This is a genomic window from Microbacterium sp. CFBP 8794 (genome assembly GCF_014841235.1).
GTDB lineage: Bacteria > Actinomycetota > Actinomycetes > Actinomycetales > Microbacteriaceae > Microbacterium.
In genome coordinates, this window is sequence record NZ_JACYTT010000002.1 from 676,915 (window position 1) to 700,587 (window position 23,673).

At 71.0% G+C, this 23,673-nt stretch carries 17 protein-coding genes and 2 riboswitches; of the genes, 7 read left to right on the plus strand and 10 right to left on the minus strand.

Annotated elements, in window-relative coordinates:
• Positions 1–5 precede the first annotated feature (5 nt).
• The 3 genes from IFU19_RS07065 to IFU19_RS07075 form a co-directional block, all read right to left on the minus strand.
• On the minus strand, positions 6–1,055 hold the full coding sequence (locus tag IFU19_RS07065) for an ABC transporter permease (protein WP_055836196.1): 1,050 nt from the start codon (positions 1,053–1,055) through the stop codon (positions 6–8).
• 31 nt (positions 1,056–1,086) lie between these two features.
• A complete protein-coding gene (locus IFU19_RS07070) occupies positions 1,087–2,631 on the minus strand; it encodes an ABC transporter permease (protein ID WP_055836193.1) in 1,545 nt (514 codons plus the stop codon).
• Between the two features lie 153 nt (positions 2,632–2,784).
• Positions 2,785–4,560 (minus strand): ABC transporter family substrate-binding protein, encoded by a 1,776-nt coding sequence (locus IFU19_RS07075; RefSeq protein WP_070409696.1) that lies wholly within the window; start codon positions 4,558–4,560, stop codon positions 2,785–2,787.
• Positions 4,561–4,840: 280 nt separating this feature from the next.
• Between IFU19_RS07075 and IFU19_RS07080 the strand changes: the two genes are divergently transcribed.
• Complete coding sequence (locus IFU19_RS07080) at positions 4,841–5,689, plus strand: CPBP family intramembrane glutamic endopeptidase (protein WP_342343384.1); 849 nt, start codon at positions 4,841–4,843, stop codon at positions 5,687–5,689.
• Positions 5,690–5,755: 66 nt separating this feature from the next.
• On the opposite strand, the gene IFU19_RS07085 is transcribed toward IFU19_RS07080, so the two are convergent.
• The 6 genes from IFU19_RS07085 to IFU19_RS07110 form a co-directional block, all read right to left on the minus strand.
• Positions 5,756–7,498 carry an ABC transporter substrate-binding protein gene (locus IFU19_RS07085; RefSeq protein ID WP_192013298.1) on the minus strand — a complete coding sequence of 581 codons (1,743 nt, stop codon included), beginning with the start codon at positions 7,496–7,498 and terminating at the stop codon, positions 5,756–5,758.
• Between the two features lie 112 nt (positions 7,499–7,610).
• Positions 7,611–10,490, minus strand: coding sequence for an aminomethyl-transferring glycine dehydrogenase (gene gcvP, locus IFU19_RS07090; RefSeq protein WP_192013299.1), 2,880 nt, complete (start codon positions 10,488–10,490; stop codon positions 7,611–7,613).
• On the minus strand, positions 10,487–10,861 hold the full coding sequence (gene gcvH / locus IFU19_RS07095) for a glycine cleavage system protein GcvH (RefSeq protein ID WP_191914863.1): 375 nt from the start codon (positions 10,859–10,861) through the stop codon (positions 10,487–10,489). The genes gcvP and gcvH overlap by 4 nt, the downstream gene beginning before the upstream one ends.
• Positions 10,858–12,045 (minus strand): glycine cleavage system aminomethyltransferase GcvT, encoded by a 1,188-nt coding sequence (locus IFU19_RS07100; protein ID WP_191925989.1) that lies wholly within the window; start codon positions 12,043–12,045, stop codon positions 10,858–10,860. The genes gcvH and IFU19_RS07100 overlap by 4 nt, the downstream gene beginning before the upstream one ends.
• A 48-nt stretch (positions 12,046–12,093) precedes the next feature.
• Positions 12,094–12,214, minus strand: a riboswitch (glycine riboswitch).
• Positions 12,215–12,309, minus strand: a riboswitch (glycine riboswitch). It abuts the riboswitch before it with no gap.
• 133 nt (positions 12,310–12,442) lie between these two features.
• A complete protein-coding gene (locus IFU19_RS07105) occupies positions 12,443–13,297 on the minus strand; it encodes a hypothetical protein (protein WP_192013300.1) in 855 nt (284 codons plus the stop codon).
• 107 nt (positions 13,298–13,404) lie between these two features.
• Positions 13,405–14,580 carry a MarP family serine protease gene (locus tag IFU19_RS07110; RefSeq protein ID WP_070409690.1) on the minus strand — a complete coding sequence of 392 codons (1,176 nt, stop codon included), beginning with the start codon at positions 14,578–14,580 and terminating at the stop codon, positions 13,405–13,407.
• Positions 14,581–14,883: 303 nt separating this feature from the next.
• Between IFU19_RS07110 and IFU19_RS07115 the strand changes: the two genes are divergently transcribed.
• The 6 genes from IFU19_RS07115 to IFU19_RS07140 are packed head-to-tail and all read left to right on the plus strand — an operon-like array spanning position 14,884 to position 21,463.
• On the plus strand, positions 14,884–15,609 hold the full coding sequence (locus IFU19_RS07115) for an NUDIX hydrolase (protein WP_055837813.1): 726 nt from the start codon (positions 14,884–14,886) through the stop codon (positions 15,607–15,609).
• 11 nt (positions 15,610–15,620) lie between these two features.
• Entirely contained in the window at positions 15,621–16,952 is a 1,332-nt protein-coding gene (gene nadA, locus IFU19_RS07120) for a quinolinate synthase NadA (protein WP_192013301.1), read from the plus strand.
• Entirely contained in the window at positions 16,949–18,592 is a 1,644-nt protein-coding gene (gene nadB, locus IFU19_RS07125; protein WP_192013302.1) for an L-aspartate oxidase, read from the plus strand. The genes nadA and nadB overlap by 4 nt, the downstream gene beginning before the upstream one ends.
• Complete coding sequence (nadC, locus tag IFU19_RS07130; RefSeq protein ID WP_192013303.1) at positions 18,586–19,443, plus strand: carboxylating nicotinate-nucleotide diphosphorylase; 858 nt, start codon at positions 18,586–18,588, stop codon at positions 19,441–19,443. Before nadB ends, nadC begins: the two co-directional genes overlap by 7 nt.
• Positions 19,440–20,570, plus strand: a complete 1,131-nt coding sequence (locus IFU19_RS07135) for an aminotransferase class V-fold PLP-dependent enzyme (RefSeq protein ID WP_192013304.1) — start codon at positions 19,440–19,442, stop codon at positions 20,568–20,570. The genes nadC and IFU19_RS07135 overlap by 4 nt, the downstream gene beginning before the upstream one ends.
• The gene (locus IFU19_RS07140) at positions 20,567–21,463 is read left to right on the plus strand and encodes a glycosyltransferase (RefSeq protein ID WP_191914854.1); all 897 of its coding nucleotides are present in this window, start codon (positions 20,567–20,569) and stop codon (positions 21,461–21,463) included. The genes IFU19_RS07135 and IFU19_RS07140 overlap by 4 nt, the downstream gene beginning before the upstream one ends.
• A 90-nt stretch (positions 21,464–21,553) precedes the next feature.
• Here the strand turns inward: IFU19_RS07140 and IFU19_RS07145 are convergent, their stop codons facing one another.
• The gene (locus IFU19_RS07145) at positions 21,554–23,470 is read right to left on the minus strand and encodes an ABC transporter ATP-binding protein (RefSeq protein WP_249405355.1); all 1,917 of its coding nucleotides are present in this window, start codon (positions 23,468–23,470) and stop codon (positions 21,554–21,556) included.
• Positions 23,471–23,673: the final 203 nt, after the last annotated feature.

Sequence of the window (23,673 nt, forward strand, 5' to 3'; positions counted from 1 at the left end):
GAGCGTCATGACGACGGGGTCTCCGGGTGCACCCGCGCCTGCGTGCTCGCGGGAGCGGTGGTCGACGACGCCGACGTCTCTTTCGTGCGACGCAGCGAGAAGCGCTTCTGACGGGGGTCGAAGGCGTCGCGCAGGCCGTCGCCGACGAAGTTGACCAGCACCGCCAGCAGCACGATGAACACCGCGGGCCACCAGAACAGCCAGGGTCGCGTCGAGAACGCGGACTGGTTGTCGGAGATGATCAGACCCAGCGACACGTCGGGCGGGCGCACGCCGAGCTGCAGGTAGCTCAACGCGGTCTCGAGCAGGATCGCCGAGGCGGCGAGGAGCGTCGCCGCCACGATGACCACGCCGATGGCGTTGGGCAGGATGTGCTTGAAGATGATGCGCGCGTCGCTGGCACCCGCCACGCGGGCGGCCTCGACGAACTCGCGCTCGCGCAGCGACAGGAACTCGGCGCGCACCAGGCGGGCGATCGTCGTCCACGACACCATCGCGAGGAAGAACGCCAGCGGGATCACACCGAGGCCGCCCGTCGCTCGACCGACGACGGCGCCGATGACGATGATCGGGATGACGATGAACACGTCGGTGATGCGCATGAGGACGGCATCCACCCAGCCGCGGTAGTACCCGGCGAGGGCGCCGATGACGGTGCCGACCGTGGTGCCCACGAAGCTGATGATGATCATCACGAGGATCGAGTTCTGGATGCCGCGCATCGTCATCGCGAAGTAGTCGATGCCGATGCGGTCCTGACCGAACGGGTGCTCGCCCAGCGAGAAGGGGAAGACCGACAGCGTCGGCGCCCCGCCGTCGTTCTGCGGGTTCAGCGACGTGTAGTCGTATTTCCACCAGCCGGGGATGGGCCCCAGGCCGATCGCCGAGATCGAGAAGATCGCCAGCAGCACGAACAGGATGCCGGAGACGACGGAGATCTTGTTCGACAGGAAGCGACGCAGGACGAGCCGTCCCTGGCTCACCCCGACGGTGTCGCGCTCATCGGCCGGGACCGGCGCATCGACGTTCGCGGGTTCGGGAAGCATCTGAGTCATCGGGAGACCTCCGGGAATCGGACGGCGGCGATCATGCGACCACTCGCACTCGGGGGTCGAGCGCCGCGTAGGCGAGATCGGCCAGGAAGTTGAAGACGATGGCGGTGATCGCGATGACGATGAAGTAGCCCATCACCGGGTTCACGTCCACACGCTGGATGGAGGTCACGAACAGCTGGCCCATGCCCGAGATCGCGAAGACCTTCTCGGTGATGACCGCGCCACCCAGAAGGGCTCCGACGTCGGTCGCGACGAGCGTCACGATCGGGATGAGCATGTTGCGCAGGCCGTGGCGCAGGATGACCGTCCGCTCCGGCAGACCCTTGGCGCGGGCCGTGCGGATGAAGTCCTGGTTCATCACCTCGAGCATGCCCGCGCGGGCGTAGCGCGTGTATCCCGCGAACGAGATCAGCAGCAGCGAGATCGTCGGGAGCAGCAGGTGCGTGAAGCTGTCGATGCCCGTGATCCACATGTCGCCGTTGAACCCGGGGGTGACGGCACCGACCGTCGCGATGGGGCGACCGTTGATGCGCGGGTTATTGACGTATGCCGGCCACGACTGCATGTAGCGGTCGAGGATCACGAGCGCGAACGACAGGAACGCCACGAGGCCGCCGATGCGCGCGGTCATGCCGCGGTCGGGGGCGCCGAGCAGGTAGCCCGTGGCGAGACCGACGACCACGGCGACCAGGCCGATGATGATGATCGTCGCGGGCGTGGAGATGTCGAACAGTCCCTGCAGCAGGAAGAAGCAGAGGTACGAGATCGCGCCGTTGAGCGCCGCGACGATGAGGGCGCGACGGTTGGTGAGCCCGGCGATGAGGGCCGTGACGATGACGACCACACCGGCGATGATCAGCAGCAGGCCCACGGGACCGAACCCGGGGTTGCGGAACCAGTCGGTGACGTTGAAGTACACCAGCAGCGCCACGGTCGCCGCGGCGGCGGTGGCGCCGACGATCAGGCGACGACGCGCCTCGCCGCCGATCATGGCCTGCCAGACGACGGCCGACACGACCGCCAGGAGGACGATCACCCAGATCGGGATCGAGGTGGCCGACTCGAGGAAACTGTTGAAGCCGAGGGCCAGGAACTCCTTCAGCAGCACCGCCACGAGGAACGACGGCAGCGAGAAGAGGAAGAAGCTCAGCAGCGTGATGCCGAAGTCGAAGCCGCTGTACTGGCGCAGAGCCGAGACGACACCGACCACGATGCCCAGCACGATCGCCAGCACGAACGACGCCGTCACGAGCTGGAGGGTCGAGCCGACCGCGGTGGGCAGGATGTCGAGGACGGGGGCATTGCTGATCGTCAGACCCAGGTTGCAGGTTCCGGCGAAGGGGATGAGGCAGCCGGCGGCGCCGCCCAGCCAGAGGAAGTAACGCAGCGGCGCGGGCACGTTCAGATCGAGCGCGGCGACGCGGGCGGCGATCAGCTGGTCGCGGTTGGCGGCGGTGCTGTCGCGGAGGTCCTGGAGGGGGTCGCCGGCGTTGGCGGCGAGCACGTACATGATGAACGATGCTGCAAGCAGAACCAGGATCGAGACGGCGATGCGCCTGAGAATGAATCCGACCATCGCGGGAGGTCTTCTTTCGATCGGGTGACGGACGCGGAGACGGCGCCCTGGAAAGGATAGTCGCGGGCGCGGCGCAGAGAGCGCGCCGCGCGCAGACGAAGTGAGGCGCCGGAGCCGAGCGACTCCGGCGCCTCACGAGGGATCAACGGGTCATCAACCCGCGAGCGTCCACTCCTGTGCGTTCCAGACGATGCCGGTCTGGCCGCCGAAGTAGTCGACGCCCGTCACGGAACCGTTGTCAGCGAACAGACCGGGCGACTGGAACAGCGGCAGACCGTAGAAGTCCTTCGCCGTGGCCGTGTCGATCTGCACCTTGAGGTCGGCCAGCTTGGTCGTGTCGACCGTGACCTGGGTCTCGTCGACGAGGGTGTCGACGGCCGAGTTGCTGTAGTTGTTGTAGTTACCGCCGCCGCCGCTCTTGAAGATCTGCGGGAGTGCGGCGTTACCGGCACCGGGCGAGACCCAACCGAAGATCGACGCGTCGTAGCTGCCGCTGCCGAGGAGCTTGCTCCAGTCGGGCGAACCGGCGTCCTCGATCACGAAGCCGGCCTGCTGCGCCGACTGCTGGATGGCGCGGAAGCTGTCGACACGGTTCGGGTTGTTGGTGTTGTAGAGGATGCGAACGGTCGGGGTGGCACCGTTGAGCAGCGCCTTGGCGCCCTCAATGTCGGGCTCGGTGAACGCGTCGTATCCGCTCGAGGAGACGGCGGTGGTGTACTGGTCGCCGTCGGTGGGCAGGAAGATCTGCGAGTTGAGCACGTTGGCGTCGGGGTTGACCGGCTTGATGATCGAGTCGAGGATCTGCTGGCGCGGGATCGTCTTGAGGAAGGCCTCACGGACGTTGGCGTCGGCGAAGACACCGCCGAAGGTCAGGTCGACGTGGTCGTACGCGAGCTGGCTGCCCGAGTGGACCGTGGCGTTCGCGTTCTCAAGCGCGGTCAGCGTGTCGGCGGAGGCCTGCGGCTGGATGGCCTGGACCTCACCGTTCTGGAGCGCCGTGACCTGAGCGTTCGAGTCACCGATGAAGCGGATGATCAGCTGGTCGTACGCGGGCGACATCTCGCCCTTGTAGTTGGGGTTCTTGCCCAGCGTGATGCTCTGCTCGGGCGTGAAGTCGGTCACGATGAACGGACCGCTCGCGACGAGCAGGCTCTGGTCGGTCGGCATGGCGGTGACGTCGTAGCCGGTGTTCCAGAAGTCGGCCGCGGCCTTGAGCGTCGCGTTGGGGGCGACGGGCGCGTCGGGGTTGCCCTCGGGCAGCGACTTGAGCAGGTCGACGAACTCGGACTCCGACACGCCGGCCTTCTCGGCGAGCACGTGGGCCGGCTTGCCGATCGGGTTGACGAGCTCGTAGTCCACGAAGGGCTGCGAGTACACCAGCGTCATCGACATGTTGTCGTCGCTGATCGTGGGGAAGGCGGTGGTGTCGAGACCCGCGGTGCTGCCGGCGAGGCTGAAGTACTGCGTGCCGCCGTTGGTGACCTCGCTGGTCGCGGGGTCGAGCTTGGCGTCATCGAAGTAGCCCGAGTTGATGGCCCAGTTGACGAGCATGTCATCGGCGTTGATGGGCTCGCCATCCGACCAGGTGAGACCCTCGTTGATCGTGTACTTGACCGTGAGGGGGTCCTCGGAGACCGTCTCGTACGTGCCGAAGTCGGTGTTGTCGAGGATCGAGAAGTCCTTGTCGAGACGCTGGAAGCCACCGAGGCCCAGGCCGCCGCTGACACCGGTCAGGTAACCGACCATGCCGTTGGTGTCGAGGTTGGCCTCGGGGGTGTCGCCGTTGAACGAGGTGAACGCGTTCGTCGTGGCGATGGTGACGGTGCCGCCGGTGGACGACGCACCGCCCTCGGGGGTGGCGGTGGTGGTGCAACCGGCAAGGGCCAGAGCCGCGACCGCGACTCCTGCTCCCGCCGTAAGGGCGCGCATGCGCCGAGTCTTTTCAGACACTTTGCCTCCAGTGCAGAGTGGACGGGCACCCCCGACACGCGAGTGGCAGGGGGAAGCCGTGGATACCGAAACGATAGATAAAGGCTTCCGGATGGTCAAAACTCCTGGGCAATTCGTTACAGACCTTTAACTTGAGCGCGGTTGCGTAGAGCATTCTGACAACCCCGTTCTGCGTCACCCCCGGAAGCGGCCGATCATCCCCCACCGATGCTCCTGCGCGCACCCATCGCTCATCGCCCGCCGGTGTTAGATACACGGTGTGACCCGGCATCCGTTCTCCGACCCGCCCTCCCTCGGCGAGGGCGACACGACGTATCGACGACGACGACTGATCTGGGAGATCGCCCTCGTCCTGCTCGTCACCGTGGGCCAGTCCGCGATCTACTCGGTGGTGTCATTCGTGCGCACCGTGACCCGGGCGCCCATCTCGCAGCAGCAGACGCAGTTGAATCCGTCGCGCAGCGCCGAACCGCTCTGGGACGCCGTCTACCAGTTCCTGGACATCGCGTTCTCGCTGGCTCTGGTCGCGCTCGTCGTCTTCCTCTTGTGGGAGCCGGCGAACAATGCGCTGCACCGGATCGGTCTGGATTTCCGGCGGTTCGGCAGCGACATTCTGCGCGGGGTGCTGCTGCTTTTGCTGATCGGCGTTCCGGGGATCGGGGTGTACGCGATCGGACGCGCGCTCGGCCAGAGCATCGCCGTCGTTCCGGCCCCCCTGGACTCGTCGTGGTGGGTCATCGCCCTGCTGGTGCTCGCGGCCCTTCGGGCGGGGCTCACCGAGGAGGTCATCTTCCTCGGGTACCTCTTCGACCGCCTGCGACGCCTCGGCTGGTCGTGGACGGGGATCATCGTGTCGACGGCCTTGCTGCGCGGCAGCTATCACCTCTACCAGGGGTGGCCCTCGGCGCTGGGCAACGTCGTCATGGGACTCGTGTTCGGCTGGTGCTACAGGCGCTGGGGCCGCGTCATGCCGCTCGTCGTGGCGCACACGATCATCGACATCGTCGCCTTCGTGGGGTACCCGCTGGCAGCGGCGTGGTGGCCCGCGATCTTCGCCCCGCCGACTCCCGCGGTCACGCCCACACCGTCGCCGACCGTCACCCCGTGACGCCCCCCGGGCGGCACGAATCGCGCTGAATCGGCGGCGGTCGGGCCGCCACGGCGGACCTCGCGATCAGGGCTGCGGCGGCGTCCAGGTCCAGAATGCGGGCGGCAGGCCGTTCGGTTGCGACGTGTAGGCCACTCCCCCCACGCCGGCGGCGGTCACGACCGCGCCCGTGCGCTCGAGCAGGGGCACCCCGGCGTACGCGGTGAACAGCGACTGATCGATCTTCTTCGCCGCGGCGAGCACGTCGACCGGGTCGGTGTCGTTCGTGAGTCCGGCGAACAGGCGCGCGGTGTCGGGCCCGTCGACCCCCTCGGCGATCCGATCGCGGGCCGAGCGGTACAGGCTCTCGTCTTCTCCGACCCAGGCGAGGGTGGCATCCGGAGTCTCGGTCTCGGTCGCGACGCGCACGGCGATGCCCGCGGTCGCCCCCATCGTCACCATGCGCGTGAAGACCTGCGCCGAGATCTCGTCGGTGGCGTCGTACCCCACCCGCAGCACCGCGGCGCGGTCGTCGAGCGCCTCGCGCGCACCGTCGACGTCGCTCCCCGTTCCCGGCGCACCGTTGCCCGAGGTGAGGTCGCGATAGAGCTGACCGGCCGCGGGCGACGACAGGAACGACTGCAGCGGCTGCGCGTCGGGCCGCACGGTGCCCAGCGCGTCCTTCACGATCACCGAGCGGTCGAGCGAACGCGAGGTGGCCTCTCGCAGGGCGGGGGCGGTGCCGTTGGCGAACCGCAGCTGCAGGGTCTCGGTGGTGGGCCCGGTGACCACCTGCAGACCGGCGTCGGTGAGCGTCTTCAGCTCGTCCTCGTCGAGGTCGCCGATGTTCGCCACGTCGACCATTCCCGCCTCGATCGCCGAGAGCTGCGCCGCACGATCCGCGAAGAAACGCACCGTGAGACCCTCGAGCCCGGGGAAGTGCGCGCCCTGGTAGCTGTCGCGCCGGGCCAGGGTGAGGGTGTCCGTCGTGGCCGAAGCGACGGTCCAGGGGCCGGCGGCGACGACGGATGCCGGATCGGGAGCCGATCCCGCGGGCACGTCGAAGCCCGTGTTCCAGGCCTGCGCGGCGGCCGCCAGCACGGGGTTGGGGGCGACGGGCGCCGTCGGGTCGCCCTCGGGGACCGTGAGGATGGCGGTGAGCAGGTCCTTCACGCTGACCCCTGCGCGCTGCGCGACGACGTGGACCGGCCGATCGAGCAGCCACTGGCGGTTCCAGTCGGCGAACGGCTCGTCATAGGTGAGGGTCAGGGTGTCGGCGGCACGGTCGATGCTCGGGCGCGCCGTGCGCGCGTTGGGGTCGGCGGGGGCTGCGGTGTCGAAGTACCGCGTGCCCGAGACGATCTGCCCGGTGGCGTCGTACGTGGCGTCGTCGAAGAAGTGCGACGACACCGCCCAGCCGAACAGCAGGTCGTCGAGGGTGACGGGCGTGCCGTCCGACCATGTGCGGTCGGTGAACAGCTCGTAGCTGACCTTCAGGGGGTCGCCCTCGACGCGGGTGATGCGTCCGAGGCCGTCGTTCGGAACGACCTGCAGGTCGCCGTCGAGCGAACCGAGTTGCTCGTCGAGCAGCTCGGACACCGCACGATTGGCCGCCGTGTCGCCGGTGCGACTCTCGGCGTTGAAGCTCGTGAGGCTGCCGACCACGCCGACCGTGAGGCTGGTGCGTGCCTCCGGCTCGGGCGCGGGAGCCGCGTCGGGCGCGGCGCACCCGGCGAGCACGATGGCGCAGGCGGCGAGCAGGGCGATCGAACGCCCCCGTCCGCGTCGTCGTCGAGTCGGTCGTGAGTGGTCAGTCAGCCCGTGGTGCACACCCGAACTGTACTAAACGCCTCCTGTGCGAACCCCCCGTCCGGGCCGTGGGCGAACGATCCGGCGGCGATCCCGGAACCCGGCCGGGATCGCCGCCGCACTCACGTGGCGCTCAGGCGAACGCCTCCGGCGGGGGGCACGAGCACACGAGGTTGCGGTCGCCGTACGCCTGGTCGATGCGGCGTACCGGGGGCCAGTACTTGCCGCGGATCAGAGAACGCACGGGGTACACCGCGGTCTCGCGCGAGTACGCGTGCTCCCACTCGCCCACGACCACCGTCTCGGCGGTGTGCGGCGCGTTCACGAGCGGGTTGTCGTCGGCGGGCCACTCCCCCGCGGCGACGGCGTCGGCCTCGTGCTTGATCGCGATCATGGCATCCACGAACCGGTCGAGCTCGGCGAGGTCCTCACTCTCGGTCGGTTCCACCATGAGGGTGCCGGCGACCGGGAACGACATCGTCGGGGCGTGGAAGCCGTAGTCGATCAGACGCTTGGCCACGTCGTCGACGGTGACCCCCGTCTGCTCCTTGAGGGGACGCAGGTCGAGGATGCACTCGTGCGCGACCAGACCGCCCTCGCCCGCGTACAGCACCGGGTAGTGCTCGCGCAGGCGCACGGCGATGTAGTTGGCCGACAGCACGGCCGCGGCCGTGGCCTGTCGAAGCCCCTCGGCCCCCATCATGCGCACGTAGGCCCACGAGATGGGCAGGATCCCCGCCGACCCGTGCGGCGCGGCCGACACCGGTCCCCCGTCGAACACGCCACCGGCGTGGTCGGCGCGCTGCGAGAACGGATGCGAGGGCAGGAACGGCGCGAGGTGCGCCTTCGCGGCGACCGGGCCCACGCCCGGGCCCCCACCGCCGTGCGGGATCGCGAACGTCTTGTGCAGGTTCAGGTGCGACACGTCGCCGCCCAGGTCGCCGAAGCGGGCGAAGCCGAGCAGCGCGTTGAGGTTCGCCCCGTCGACGTACACCTGTCCACCGGCGTCGTGCACGGCCTGGGTGATCTCGAGCACGTCGTGCTCGTACACGCCGTGGGTCGAGGGGTACGTGATCATCAGCGCCGAGAGGGACTCGGCGTGCTGGACGATCTTGGCCCGCAGATCGTCGAGGTCGACGTTCCCCGCCTCGTCGCAGGCGACGACGACGACCTTCATGCCCGCCAGGATCGCCGAGGCCGCGTTCGTGCCGTGCGCCGACGAGGGGATGAGGCACACCGTGCGCTCGGTGTCGCCGTTCGCGAGGTGGTAGCCGCGGATGGCGAGGAGTCCCGCGAGCTCGCCTTGCGAGCCGGCGTTCGGCTGCAGCGAGACGGCGTCGTAGCCGGTGACCTCGGCGAGCCAGCGCTCGAGCTGCTCGATCATCTCGAGGTAGCCGTGCACGTCGGCCTCGGGGGCGAACGGGTGCACCCGTGAGAACTCGGGCCACGACACCGCGGCCATCTCGGTCGCCGCGTTCAGCTTCATCGTGCACGACCCCAGCGGGATCATGCCGCGATCGAGCGCGTAGTCGCGATCGGCGAGGCTCTTGAGGTAGCGCATCATGGCCGTCTCGCTGCGGTGCGTGTGGAAGACGGGGTGCGTGAGGTACTCGTCGTCGCGGTGCAGCGCCTCGTCCACGCCGCGGAGGGCGACGCCCTCGGGCAGGTCGTCGCTCGCGAGGCCGAACGCGTCGAGGACGGCCGCGAGGTCGGCATCCGTCGTCGTCTCGTCCACCGAGACCCCCACGGTCGCATCGTCGACCCACAGCAGCTGATAGCCGCGCTCGCGCGCCCGGTCGACCACGTCTTGGGCGCGCCCCGGAACGTGCACGCGCACGGTGTCGAAGAACGCGTCGCTCGCCAGCGTCAGGTCGTACGAACGCAGGGCGGATGCCAGGATGTCGGCCTTCCGCGCGACGCGCGTCGCGATCCCCCGCAGCCCCTGCGGGCCGTGGTACACCGCGTACATCGCTGCCATCACGGCCAGCAGCACCTGGGCGGTGCAGATGTTGGAGGTCGCCTTCTCGCGACGGATGTGCTGTTCGCGCGTCTGCAGCGACAGGCGGTACGCGGGGGCTCCCACGGCATCCTGCGACACGCCCACGAGACGGCCGGGGAGCTGGCGTTCGAGGCCCGCGCGCACGGCCATGTAGCCCGCGTGCGGTCCCCCGAAGCCGAGCGGAACGCCGAAGCGCTGGGTCGTCCCGACCGCGACGTCGGCGCCGAGGGCGCCGGGCGAACGCAGCAGGGTCAGGGCGAGCAGGTCGGCGGCGGCCACGACCAGGCCGCCCGCGGCGTGCACCGTCTCGGCGACGGCCGAGAAGTCCCACACGCGTCCCGTGGCGCCGGGGTACTGCACGAACGCGCCGAACGCCTCGGGCAGCTCCCCCGCGAACGAGGTCTCCTCGATGCGGATGCCGACGGCCGCGGCGCGGTGGTGCAGCAGCGCCTTGGTCTGCGGCAGGGCATCGACGTCGACGAGGAAGACGTCGGTCTTCGCCTTCGACGCCCGGCGTGCGACGAGCATGCCCTCGACGACCGCGGTCGACTCGTCGAGCATCGAGGCGTTCGCCGTGGCGAGGCCCGTCAGGTCGGTCACCATCGTCTGGAAGTTGATGAGAGCTTCGAGCCGGCCCTGCGAGATCTCGGGCTGGTACGGCGTGTACGCGGTGTACCACGAGGGGTTCTCGAGCACGTTGCGGGCGATCACCGAGGGGGTGAAGGTGTCGTAGTACCCCAGCCCGATCAGCGGTCGCGCCGAGCGGTTCGCGGAGGCGAGCTCGCGCAGCTCCGCCAGCGCCTCGGCCTCGGTGGCCGCGGTCGGGATCGAGCTGGTCGCGCGCTGCTGCACGTGGATGGATGCCGGGACGGCGGTCTCGACGAGCGCCTCGACGCTGTCGTACCCGACGACCTCGAGCATGCGGGCCTGGGCGTCGGCGTCGATGCCGATGTGGCGATCGACGAAGACGGCGGGCGCGGCGGTCTCCGTCCGGGGAGGCAGAAGAGTGCTCATGCGGTGAGGCCCTCGTAGGCGGCGCGGTCGAGGAGGTCGCCGGGCAGCTCGCCCTCGACGCGGATCTTGATGAGCCAGCCCCCGGCGAAGGGTTCGGCGTTCACGAGAGAGGGGTCGTCGACCACGGCGTCGTTCACCTCGACGACTGTGCCAGTCAGGGGTGCGTAGAGCTCGCCGACCGACTTGGTCGATTCGATCTCGCCGCAGACGTCGCCGGCCGAGACCGCGGAGTCGGCGCCGGGCAGCTCGACGAAGACGACGTCGCCGAGCTTGTCGGCGGCGAAGTCGGTGATGCCGACGGTCGCGATGTCCCCCTCGAGGGAGATCCACTCGTGCTCGGACGTGTAGCTGAGGGCGGTGAGGTCGGTCATGCGTTTCTCCGATAGAAGGGAAGGGCGGTGACGGTGGCGGGAATGCGGGTTCCGCGCACGTCGATGGTCAGTTCGGTTCCGGGCTCGCTCGCCGACGGCGCGACGAAAGCCATGGCCACGGGGTGGCCGAGGGTGGGGCTGAGGGCACCGCTGGTGATCTCGCCGACGGTGTCGTCGCCGCGGAGCACGGAGTAACCGGCGCGGCCCGCGCGACGGCCCTCCGACACGAGCCCGACGAGCACGGGGGCGTCGGCGGGGCTCGACGCCACGCCGTCCTTGCCGACGAACGCCTCTTTGTCGACGGCGACGACGCGGCCGAGGCCGGCCTGCGCGGGAACGATGTCGCGCGAGAGCTCGTGGCCGTACAGCGGCATCCCCGCCTCGAGGCGCAGCGTGTCGCGCGCGGCGAGGCCGCAGGGGACCAATCCGCGATCGGCGCCCGCGGCGAGCGCGGCGTCCCAGAGGGCGCCGGCCTGGGCGGTGGGGATGAGCAGCTCGTAGCCGTCCTCGCCGGTGTACCCGGTGCGGGCCACGAACAGCGAGGCGCCCTGGAAGGTGCCGTCGGTCCAGGCGTAGTAGCCCAACTCGTCCAGGGCGGTGCCGGTGATCTCGACCCCCGGGGTGGAGCTCAGGATGCCGAGGGCCTCGGGGCCCTGGAGGGCGATGAGCGCGAGCTGATCGGTGACGTCTTCGACCCGCGGGATGGCCCCGCCGGACGTCACCGCGTAGTCGGTGCCCTCGAGGGGGCCGTCGAGGAACGCCTGCGCCGACGACCACGTGGCGCGGGCACCGTCGAACGCCGCGGCCACGGCATCCCGATTTCCGGCGTTGGCGATCACCAGGAAGTAGTCCTCACCGGTGCGGTAGACGATGACGTCGTCCACGATTCCGCCGTCGTCGGCCAGAACGAGGGAGTACTTGGCCTTGCCGATGCGCATCGTGGAGATGCGGCCGGCGAGCACGAAGTCGAGGAAGTCCGCGGCGCGGCCACCCTGCACCCAGAACTCGGCCATGTGCGAGATGTCGAACAGGCCCGCGGCCGTGCGCACCGCGTGATGCTCGGCGAGGTCGGAGGTGTAGCGCACGGGCATGTTCCAGCCGCCGAAGTCGGTGAACGAGGCGCCGAGGGCCTCGTGCCGATCGTGCAGCGGCGACGAGCGTGGAGGTGCGGGGGTGTCGGTCATGAGTTCTGCCGTTCGCGATGACGGACAGACGCCGGTCGGCGCCTGGAGAACTCCCCCTCTGTCATGGGCCTGAGAGTTTCGCCACGGCATCCGTTCGACGAACAGGATGGGCGGGCTTTCACCGTCGGCGGATCCGGCGCAGTGCACCCGGATCACTTTCCAGAGTGGCCCGATCGACGCGGTACGCGTACCTGAGAGATTGGCGGGGAGGCTTGCTCCTTCGGTGCCCGGCTGCGTTCGCCGGAGCTCTCCCGCATCGATCATGGGGCCGGTGTGGACTTGTGGGGTCAGCCTAGCGGAGGCCCGCGGCGCTCTGTCCAGCCCCACGGTTCACGACACCGGATGCCGCGGCCTCGATCGCCCACGTCGCCCTCACCAGTGCGGGCCCCGGACCGCCTCACCCGGTGTAGAGCGGCGTGGTGCTGGTGCGCCAGACGTCGAGGTCGTCGCTGACCCTCCAGGCGACGGTGAGGGGCTGGACGTCGGCCGAGGGCGCGACACTGTCGAGGGCGATGTCCCACCGGCGCTGCGACTCGGAGGCCGCGGCCGAGGCGGTGACCTCCGTCGTGCCGATGTAGGCGACGATCTGATCCGGATCACCCACGAGGCTGGCACCGTCCTCGGCGCCGTCTCCCCGATCGGCGAAGACGATCGCGGCGGGTGCCGTGGGGTCCACGGGCGTCACGTCGCGGATGTCTTCGGGCCCGGAGGCGGGATTCACCCACTCGTACGGGCTCTGTCCGGTGAGGGGAACGCCGGCATCGTCGATGCGGGGGCCTTCCGGCGTGTCCCGCACGATCCACGCATCGGCGTGGCGGTCGGCGACGGCCGTGACGAGGACCGCATCGTCGACCGGCCCCGGCCCCGCGGTGATCACGCCGTCCGTTCCGAGATATCCGGTGGCGTCGTCGACGCGGACGAACCCGCCGACGGCCGTGTCGGCGAACCGTTCGGCGGGCCCCGCGATCGACTGCGCCCCCTCGGACAGCAGCGTGTAGGCGTCGGCGAAACGCTCCTCCTGGAACGCCGTCAGGTAGTCCTCGACGAGGCTCACGGCCTCCGATTCGCTCACCCCGTCGGCGGAGGGCGAAGCCGGGGCCGAAGACGTGACGGACGGGCGGCTCGGAGATGCGGGCGGGGTCGAGGCGGAGGGTTCGGAGCTGCTCTGTCCGACGCACCCCGCGAGGAGCAGGACGACCGTCGAGGCGGCGAGGGCGGTGGACACCGTGCGAAGCGTTGTCTTCTGGCTCATCCCCCCACGGTAGGAAACGGCGACGGCCGCCGGCTGCCCGGTTGTCCGCGAGCACCGGATGTGGAAGGGTCCGCCCCCGGCGCGGGGCCCTCGCCCCGGCGCCCCGTTCAGCGGCGCGTGCAGCTTCCCGAGGCGACGGGCGCCGACAGGGCGTCCATCTGCGCCATCACCGGGAGCAGCTCGGCGGGGGTCATCGCGTAGCCGACGTTGTCGTCGGTGTCGCTACGGGCGAAGACGATGCCCGCGATCTCACCCGTCGTCGTCAGCAGAGGTCCCCCCGAGTTCCCCGGCCGGACCACCGCGGCCAGCGCGTAGATGTCTCGCGGCACCGAGGAGGTGTCGTAGATGTCGGGAACGGGGACGGTGCCCGACGACAGCACCTGGGCGCTGCCCGAGGTGAACGGTCCCCCGCCCGGGTACCCCTGCACCACGGCGGAAGCCCCCACCTCGAGGGTCGGTGAGATCGGCAGGGGCGCGGCATCGAGACCGTCGACCGAGACCACGGCGATGTCGTCGGTCGGGTCGAAGTAGACCACCCGCCCCTCGCGCGCGGGGCGGCCGGGCAGCTCGACGAGGGGCGTGTCGACGCCGGCGACGACGTGCGCGTTGGTGACGATGCGGTCGGCCGCCACGACGAACCCCGAGCCGCTCGAGGTGATGCCGCAGGCGTAGGCGGTGCCCGAGATCCGCGCGACCGACTGCGCGGCCTGCGTCAGCGCGGGGTCGTCGAGGGCGACCGCCGGGGCGCTCGGCACGGGCCCGATCTGGATGAGCTCGCCGAGGCGGGGGATCCCCTCCGCGAAGACCGTTCCGCGCAACTCGGCGAGCGCGCCGCGCACGGGGGCGGGGGTGAGGTCGTCGATCGTCCGGATGACCGCCGACGAGCCCAGCGCCGCCGACACGACGGGAACCCCGACCGGGGTGAGCGATCCGGCGACGAACGACACGGCGAGCGCGGCCGCGGCGACGTTGACGACCCCACCGAGCAGACGCTCGGGGACGCGGAGCTTGATGCGGTCGGCGCCCCGACGGAAGAAGCCGCCCAGGGCGCTGCCGAGACCCGAGCCGATGAGCAGCAGCAGGATGCCGGCGCCGATCATCGCGGGGCCCCGCCAGGCCGGCTCGGTGATCCACTGGCCGACGAACGGCGTCACCCAGTACGCGGCGACGGCGCCGACCGCGAGGCCCGCGAAGAAGCCGATCGTGGCGAGGAAACCTCGCGAGAGGCCCGTGATGAGCGCGATCGCCAGAAGGGCGATCAGAACGATGTCGATGATCGGCATCCGACCTCCCCAATCCGACTCTCACGCTAAGCCGCGCGTCTGAGAGAACCCTTTCGACGCGGCCGGGGCGGGCGAGCGCGGGTCCGGGGCGAAGAGCCCCGCGCCCGCTCCTCCATCCCGCGGTCGCCGCGGTTCGGGGCGCGATTGGCGCATCGGGGCGGATATCGCCCGCCCCAGTGCGCCAATCGTGCCCCGGACCGCCCACACGGCCGTGACCCGCCGCCAGGTCACCGCGGACGGCGGGCACCGATTCGCCCTTCGGGTCGGGATGACACTAAGATCGATCCCGGAGATATGGTCACCATGACACGAACCCCTGAGCCCGAGTCCCGCGACGCCGACGTGCGCGTCGCGGTGTCGACCGTGATCTTCAGCGTGCGCCGCGGCGCCGACGACGAACCCGTCCTGTCGCTCCCCCTGGTGCGCCGCACCCGCGACCCCTTCGACGGCCGGTGGGCCCTGCCGGGCGGCTGGCTCGACGCGACCGAAGAGCTCGACACGGCGGCATCCCGGACCCTCGCCGAGACCACCGGGCTGACCCCCAGCTACCTGGAGCAGCTGTACGCGTTCGGCGCCGTCGACCGCTCCCCCACCCGCGTGGTGTCGATCGTGTACTGGGCGCTGCTGCGCTCCGACGAGGTCGACGCGCAGGTCGCCGCCCACGCCCGCCAGGGCGACGCCCCCGAGAACGTCGAGTGGTTCGACGCGACCGCCCTGCCCGCTCTCGCCTTCGACCACGACCACATCGTCGAGTACACGCTGTGGCGCCTGCGCAACAAGGTCGGCTACAGCCGCATCGCGCACGGGCTGCTCCCCGACGAGTTCACGCTCGCCGACCTCCGCGAGGTCAACGAGACCATCCTCGGCAAACGCCTCGACCCGGCGAACTTCCGCCGCCAGGTCGACACGTCCGACACACTCATTCCCACCGAGCGCTTCCGCACCGGAAGCCACCGCCCCGCCCGCCTGTACCGCTACAACCGCGACGTGGAGCTGGCCGACCGCGGCCCCCTCCCGTCCCGTCACTGATCGGAACGCCCATGTCCGCCACGCCCCTCACCCTGCAGCCGCGTCCCGCGATCGACCCGAGCGTCGACCACGCGATCCAGGCCATCGTCTCCGGCGCCTCGATCGACGCCACCTGCACCACCGACCTCGCGGTCGGCCCCTGGGACTTCGACACCCGCCCGGGCTACGGTCCGGGCTCGTCGATGGGAGACGTCATCCCCACCGGCGCTCCCCGCCAGGGCGAACTGCCGCAGGCGTACTGCGACGCCTCCGACGACGAGCTCGACGCCCGCATCCGCGCGGCGAAAGCGACGCTCGGCGACCGGGTCGTCGTGCTCGGGCACTTCTACCAGCGCGAAGAGGTCGTGCGCCACGCCGACTACGTGGGCGACTCGTTCCAGCTGGCGAACGCCGCGAAGGACCGGCCCGAGGCCGAGGCCATCGTGTTCTGCGGCGTGCACTTCATGGCCGAGACCGCCGACCTGCTCTCGCGGCCCGAGCAGGCCGTGATCCTGCCGAACCTCGCCGCCGGGTGCTCCATGGCCGACATGGCCGACATCGATCAGGTCGAGGAGTGCTGGGAGCAGCTCGCCGACGTGCTGGGCGATCTCGACACCCCGGATGCCGAGGGCCTCATGCCGGTGATCCCGGTGACGTACATGAACTCGAGCGCCGCCATCAAGGGCTTCGTCGGGCGCCACGGCGGCATCGTCTGCACCTCCTCCAACGCCCGGACGGTGCTGGAGTGGGCGTTCGCGCGCGGGCGCCGCGTGCTGTTCTTCCCCGACCAGCACCTGGGCCGCAACACCGCCAAGGCGATGGGGGTGCCGCTCGAGCAGATGCCCATGTGGAACCCCCGCAAACCCCTCGGCGGGTCGTCGGACGCGCAGATCGTCGACAGCCGCGTCATCCTGTGGCACGGCTTCTGCTCGGTGCACCGACGCTTCACCGTCGAGCAGATCGAGCGCGCCCGCGTGGAGCACCCCGGAGCGCGCGTGATCGTGCACCCCGAGTGCCCGATGGACGTCGTCGACGCGGCCGACGAGGCGGGGTCGACCGACCTCATCCGCAAAGCCATCGCCGCGGCCACAGAACCCACCACCTTCGCGATCGGCACCGAGATCAACCTCGTGCAGCGCCTGGCCGCGCAGTATCCGCAGCACGAGATCTTCTGCCTCGACCCCGTCGTCTGCCCCTGCTCGACGATGTACCGCATCCACCCCGGCTACCTCGCGTGGGTGCTCGAGTCGCTCGTCGCGGGCGAGGTCGTCAACCGCATCACGGTCCCGACCGAGGTCGCGGCCCCGGCCACCGTCGCCCTCGAGCGCATGCTCGCGGCCAAGCCCAGCGGCGCCGTGAAATGACCACGGTCGTCGTCGTCGGCAGCGGCATCGCCGGCCTGACGGCAGCGCTCCACGCGGTCGAGAACGGATGCGCGGTGACCGTCGTCACCAAGGGCGCGGTGGCCGACACCAACACGCGCTGGGCCCAGGGCGGCATCGCCGCGGTGACCTCTCCCCTCGATGACGTCGCCTCGCACGCGGCCGACACGCTCACCGCCGGCGTGGGGATGAACGATCCCTCCGCGGTCGATGTGCTGGTGGGCGAGGGGCCGACGCGCATCGTCGAGCTCGTCGCGCGCGGTGTCGCGTTCGACCGGGGCGTCGACGGCGACTTCGCCCGCGGTCTCGAGGCCGCCCACGCCCGTCCCCGCGTGCTGCACGCCGGCGGCGACGCCACGGGAGCCGCGATCCAGGCGGCGCTCGGGGCCGCCGTTCGCGCGGCGGGTGTCGCGGTGCGCGAGCACGCGCTGCTGCGCGACCTGATCCTCGACGACGGTCGCGTCACCGGCGTGGAGCTCGCCGACGGCGAGCGCCTCACCGCCGACGCGGTGATCCTCGCGACCGGCGGCGCGGGCCAGCTCTACGCCCACACGACCAACCCGCTCGGCGCGACCGGTGACGGCATCGCCGCCGCCATCCGGGCCGGCGCCGCCGTCGCCGACCTCGAGTTCGTGCAGTTCCACCCCACCGCGCTCGCGGTGGGCGCGCCGTTCCTCGTCTCCGAGGCCGTGCGCGGCGAGGGGGCCGTGCTCGTCGACGAGGCGGGTCGGCGCTTCGCTTTCGACGCGCACCCCGACGGCGAGCTCGCTCCGCGCGACGTCGTCGCCCGCGCGAACGCCCGGGCCATGGCCGCGCAGGACGGCCGACCCGTGCTGCTGGATGCCACCGCCCTCGGCGCCGCGCGTCTCGCCGAGCGCTTCCCCACGATCGACGCCGCCGTGCGCGAGCGCGGGCTCGACTGGGCGCGCGACCCGATCGCCGTGACCCCCGCGGCGCACTACCTGATGGGCGGCGTGGTGACCGACCTCGACGGACGCAGCAGCGTGCCGGGTCTGTACGCGGTGGGCGAGACGGCGCGCACCGGAGTGCACGGCGCGAACCGCCTGGCATCCAACTCCCTGCTCGAGGGGGCCGTGTTCGGCGCCCGCGCCGGAGACGCGGTCGCGCGCGACGAGGCGTGGCGCGAGGCCTCCCCCGCGCTGCCGCTGCAGACGTCCGCCCCCACCGAGGCCCCGCCGTTCTCACGTGAAGCCCTGCAGAAGCTCCTGTGGGCCGAGGCCGGACTCGTGCGCGACGGCGCCGGCCTCGCGCGCGCCGCCGGCGTGCTCGCCGCGTGGAGCGCCGAGACCGCAGGCCGGTCGATCGAGGACGCCAACCTGCTGCTGGTGGCCACGCACGTCGTCGCTGCCGCCCGTGCCCGCTCGGGCTCGATCGGAGCGCACTTCCGCTCCGACGCTCCGGATGCCGGGACCCCGGCCGCCGCAACACCGGGCACTGTGACACCGGGCACAGTGACACCGGGCACGGCGACACCGGGCACAGTGACACCGGGCACGGCGACGCAGGGCGCCCGCACGCGGGATGCCTCGCCGCCGCGACCCGACGTCTCGCCTTCCGCCCCGGCATCCCGTCCCCGTCCCCAGGAGGTCTCCGCATGCTGACCCGCACCGCCATCGACCGCGTCGTCTCGGCCGCGCTCGACGAAGACGCCCCGTGGGGCGACCTCACCAGCGAAACGCTGATCCCCGAGCACGCGACCGCGCGGGCCGAGCTGGTCGCCCGGGTGCCCGGCGTCTTCAGCGGCGGTGCGGTGTTCACGGCCGCGTTCACGCTGACCGACCCCTCGGTCGTCGTCGAGATGCGCGTGGCCGACGGCGCCGCCTTCGTGCCCGGCGACACGCTCGCCGTCGTCACGGGCCCCGCGCGGGCGGTGCTGACGGCCGAGCGGATCGGCCTCAACTTCGTGCAGCGCATGGCGGGCATCGCCACCCTCACCCGTCGCTACGTCGACGAGGTCGCGCACACCGGCGCGCGCATCGTGGACACCCGCAAGACCACCCCGGGCCTGCGCGCCGTCGAGCGCCAGGCCGTGCGCGACGGCGGAGGCCACAACCACCGTTTCTCGCTGTCCGACGCGGTGATGGCGAAAGACAACCACCTCGCCGTGCTCACCGCCAGCGGGATGTCGGTGACGCAGGCCCTCGAGAGCGCGATCGCCCGACTCCCCCACACGACCCACGTCGAGGTCGAGGTCGACCGCCTCGACCAGATCGACGCCGTGCTCGCCGCCGGGGTCGGCACGATCATGCTCGACAACTTCTCGCTCGACGACCTCCGCGTCGGCGTCGCCCGCATCGCCGGAGCCGCCCAGGTCGAGGCGTCGGGAGGGGTGAGCCTCACCACCGTGCGGGCCATCGCCGAGACCGGCGTCGACGTCATCTCGGTCGGCGCCCTCACCCACTCCGCACCCTCGCTCGACCTCGGGCTGGACATCCGCATCGAGACGGCGTGACCCTCTACCTCGACAACGCCGCCACCACCCCCGTGCGCCCCGAGGTGCTCGAGGCCATGGCGCCCTACCTCACACGGTTCTTCGGCAACCCGTCGAGCCATCACGAGATCGGCGAGGCCGCGGCATCCGCCCTCGACGACGCCCGCTCGCGGGTCGCCCGGGTGCTCGGCCTGCGCGCCGGAGACGTGATGTTCACCTCGGGAGGCACCGAGTCCAACAACGCGGCCCTCAAGGGTCTCGTGCTGGGCTCGGGGCGCACGCACCTCGTCACCACCGCCATCGAACACGAGTCGGTACTCGCCTCGGCCGACTACCTCGCCCGTTTCCACGGCACCGAGGTCACCTACGCCCCCGTCGATGCCTCCGGCACGCTGACCCCCGACGCCCTCGCCGACGTGCTGCGCGACAAGACCGCGCTGGTCAGCGTGGGCTACGCGAACAACGAGGTGGGCACGATCCAGGATGCCGCCGCCCTCGCCGCCGTCGCCCACGCCCGGGGGGTCCCCCTGCACCTCGACGCCGTCCAGGCCGCCGGGTGGCTGCCGCTGGCGGGGCTCGGGGCCGATGCGATCACCGTCGCCGGTCACAAGATCGGCGCACCGAAGGGCACCGGGATCCTCGCCGTGCGCGGCCGGCTCCCGTTCGAGCCGCTCCTGCACGGCGGCGGTCAGGAGCGCGGTCGCCGCTCCGGCACTCCCGACGTCGCGGGGGCCGTCGCGATCGCCACCGCCTTGACCCTGGCCGAGGACGAGCGCGAAGCCGAGGCGCGGCGCGTCTCGGCGCTCCGCGACGCCTTCGTCGCCCGTGTGCTCGCGCTCGTCCCGGGCGCGCGCCTCACCGGCCACCCCGAGCGACGACTGCCCGGCACCGCCAGCTTCGTGTTCCCCGGTACGAACGGTGAGACGGTGCTGCTCGAGCTCGAACGGCGCGGGGTCGTGTCGTCGAGCGGATCGGCGTGCGCCGCCGGAAGCGACGAGGCGTCGCACGTGCTGCTCGCGCTCGGCATCGCGCACGACGAGGCCCGCACCGCCGTGCGCTTCACCCTGCCGCGAGGGCTCACCGGATCTCTCGACCCCGTAGCGAATGCCGTCGTCGCCGCGGTCGCCGCCGTAGGATCACGCGGGTGAGTTCCACCGCCGTCACCGTCATCATCCCCGGCTTCGACGTGGCGGACTTCGCCGAAGAGGCGCTCGACTCCGTCCGCGGCCAGACGCACTCGAACTGGACCGCCGTCCTCGTCGACGACGCCTCCACCGATGACACGACCCGCATCTTCGCCGACGCCGCGGCCGCCGACGCCCGCTTCCGCGTCGTGCGCCACGAGGAGCAGCGCGGCCTCGGCGCCGCCCGCAACACCGGCCTCGCCGAGGTCGACACCCCCTACACGGCCTTCCTCGACGCCGACGACCGCTATCGCCCCGACGCCCTGGCACGCCTCGCCGACACCCTCGACCGCACCGGCAGCGACTTCGTCGTGGGGGCGTACGTACGCCTGCGCCCGGATGCCGACGGCCCCGGGTACACGGCCGGCGTCGTGCAGCCGTGGGTCGCCGCCGCCACCGACCCGGCGCGGCAGCGCACCACGCTGACGGAGCACCCGGCGGCATCCGGGAACATCGTCGCGTGGTCGAAGCTGAGCCGCACCGCCTTCTGGCGCGCGCGCGACCTGCGCTTCCCCGAGGGCCGCTACTACGAGGACCAGGTGCTCGCGCAGCGCATGTACACGCTCGCGTCGGCGTTCGACGTGGTGCCCGACGTCGTCGTCGACTGGCGGGAACGCCGCGACGGCGGATCGATCACTCAACGCCTGGCCGAGGTCGGCGTGCTGCGCGACTACCTCGACGCCCTGGGCGAGGGCATCGCACTGCTGCGGGCCGCCGGCGCCGACGCGGCCGTTCGCGAGCGCGGAGCGCTGATCCGCACGCTCGATCTTCCGCCCCTGTTGCGGATCGCCGAGGCGCACCCCGACCCGGCGTACCGCATCGCGCTCGAGGCGTTCCTCGAGACGCTGCCGGTCTGAGGGCACGCCGCCGGGCGACTCCGCCCGTCGAACCGTCGGGCGTCCCTTCGCTCATCGCCGCGGCCGATCCCGACCCGCGACGACGGTCGTTCACTCCGGCGGTTCATCCGCCCGGCGGGAGGGAAGTGCCGCGCGGGCGAGGCCCGCCGCGTCGAGCTGCTCGTCGGCGAGGACGAACGAGGCGGCGAGCTGCTCGGCGGCGAGGCTGGAGTACAGCCCGCCCGCGGCGAGCAGTTCGGAGTGGGTACCCGACTCCACGATGCGACCCGCGTCGACGACGTGGATCTGATCGGCACTGATGACCGTCGACAGGCGGTGCGCGATCGACAGCGTCGTGCGTCCGTGCGACGCGGTCTCGAGGGCCTCTTGCACGATGCGTTCCGACACGGTGTCGAGAGCACTCGTCGCCTCGTCGAGCAGCAGCACGGGAGGGTCTTTGAGCAGCACGCGCGCGATCGCGATGCGCTGCTTCTCGCCGCCCGAGAGGCGGTATCCGCGCTCACCGACGACGGTGTCGTATCCGGCTTCGAAGCCGGCGATGACGTGGTGGATGTTCGCGGCGCGGCAGGCGGCCTCGATCTCGTCGTCGGAGGCCTCGGGGCGGGCGTAGCGCAGGTTCTCGCGCACCGTTGCGTGGAACAGGTACGTCTCTTGCGACACGATGCCGATCTCGTCGACGATCGAGGCCCGATCGAGGTCGCGCACGTCGGCTCCCGAGAACAGCACCGCCCCGCCCGACGCCTCGTACATGCGCGGCGTCAGGTACAGGATCGTCGTCTTGCCCGCCCCCGAGGGGCCCACGAACGCCACGTGCTGCCCGGGTTCGACGGTGAACGAGACCCCGTCGAGCGTGGGCCGCGCGTTCGCGGGTGCGTCGGGGTAGCGGAACTCCACGTCGCGGAACTCGACCCGCCCGACCGGACCGGGCGCGGCCGAGACCGGCAGGGCGTCGGGGACGTCGACGATGGCCGGCCGCAGGTCGAGGTACTCGAAGATGCGGGCGAACAGCGCCGACGAGGTCTGCACGTCGAGCGCCACGCGCATGAGACCCATCAGCGGCATGAGCAGCCGCGCCTGCACGGTCGTGAAGGCCACGATGGTGCCCGCGGTGATGGCACCCGCGCCACCGGCGATGAGATACCCCGCGACGAAGTAGATCACGGCGGGGACGCTCGACATGATGACCTGAACCACCGCGAAGAAGCCCTGGCCGCTCATCGCGCGCCGCACCTGCAGGTGCACCTGGTTGTCGTTCTCGGCGTCGAAGCGTGCCGACTCGGTGCGCTGGCGGTTGAACGACTTCGACAGAAGGATGCCGGACACGCTCAACGTCTCTTGAGTGATCGCCGAGAGCTCCGACAGGGACTCCTGCGTCTCGCCCGCGATGCGCGCGCGCACCTGCCCCACCCGGCGCTGCACGAAGATGAGGAACGGCATGAGCGCGACGGCGATGAGGGTCAGTCGCCAATCGATGAGGATCATCGCCACGAGCGAGGCGATCACCGTCACCGCGTTACCGAGGATGCTGGTGACCGTGTTGGTCAGCACGCCCGAAACGCCGCCGACGTCGTTCTGCAGACGCGACTGGATGACGCCCGTCTTCGTGCGGGTGAAGAACCCGAGCTCCATCGATTGCAGGTGATCGAACAGGCGCGTGCGCAGATCGCCCGTCACGCGGTTGCCCACGGTCGCCGTGAACCACGTCTGCCCCACGTTCAGCCCCGCCGACACCAGGAACAGCACCATCATGATGCTGACCAGCACGGCGAGCAGCTGCAGATCGGGGCGCGACCCGTCGATCGGGAAGAGCGCGTCGTCGAAGATGCGTTGCACCAGCAGCGGCGGGATGACCGCGATCGCGGCCCCCACCACCACGAGCACCGCCGTCATGACGATGCGACCGCGATAGGGCCGGAACAGGTCGACGACCCGTCGTCCGAGGTTCGCGACGCGCGGTGCCTGAGAGTTGCGTCGGCGCTGTTCGGCGGCGTCCACGCCGCGGAACATGCTTCCGCCTACTCCACCCGGGGTCATGCGGGCCAGCCTACGTCCGACCGCCGACACCGGCTCCTGCCCGGGCACCGCGGAGGGCGGCCGCGAGACCCCCACCCGCGCTTCCCCGACATCGTCCCGGCGAATTTCTCTCGACGTCGGAATATCCCGCCGACCGCTGCCGTTCGGTCTGAGGCACGTCGCCTCTCCGGCGCCAC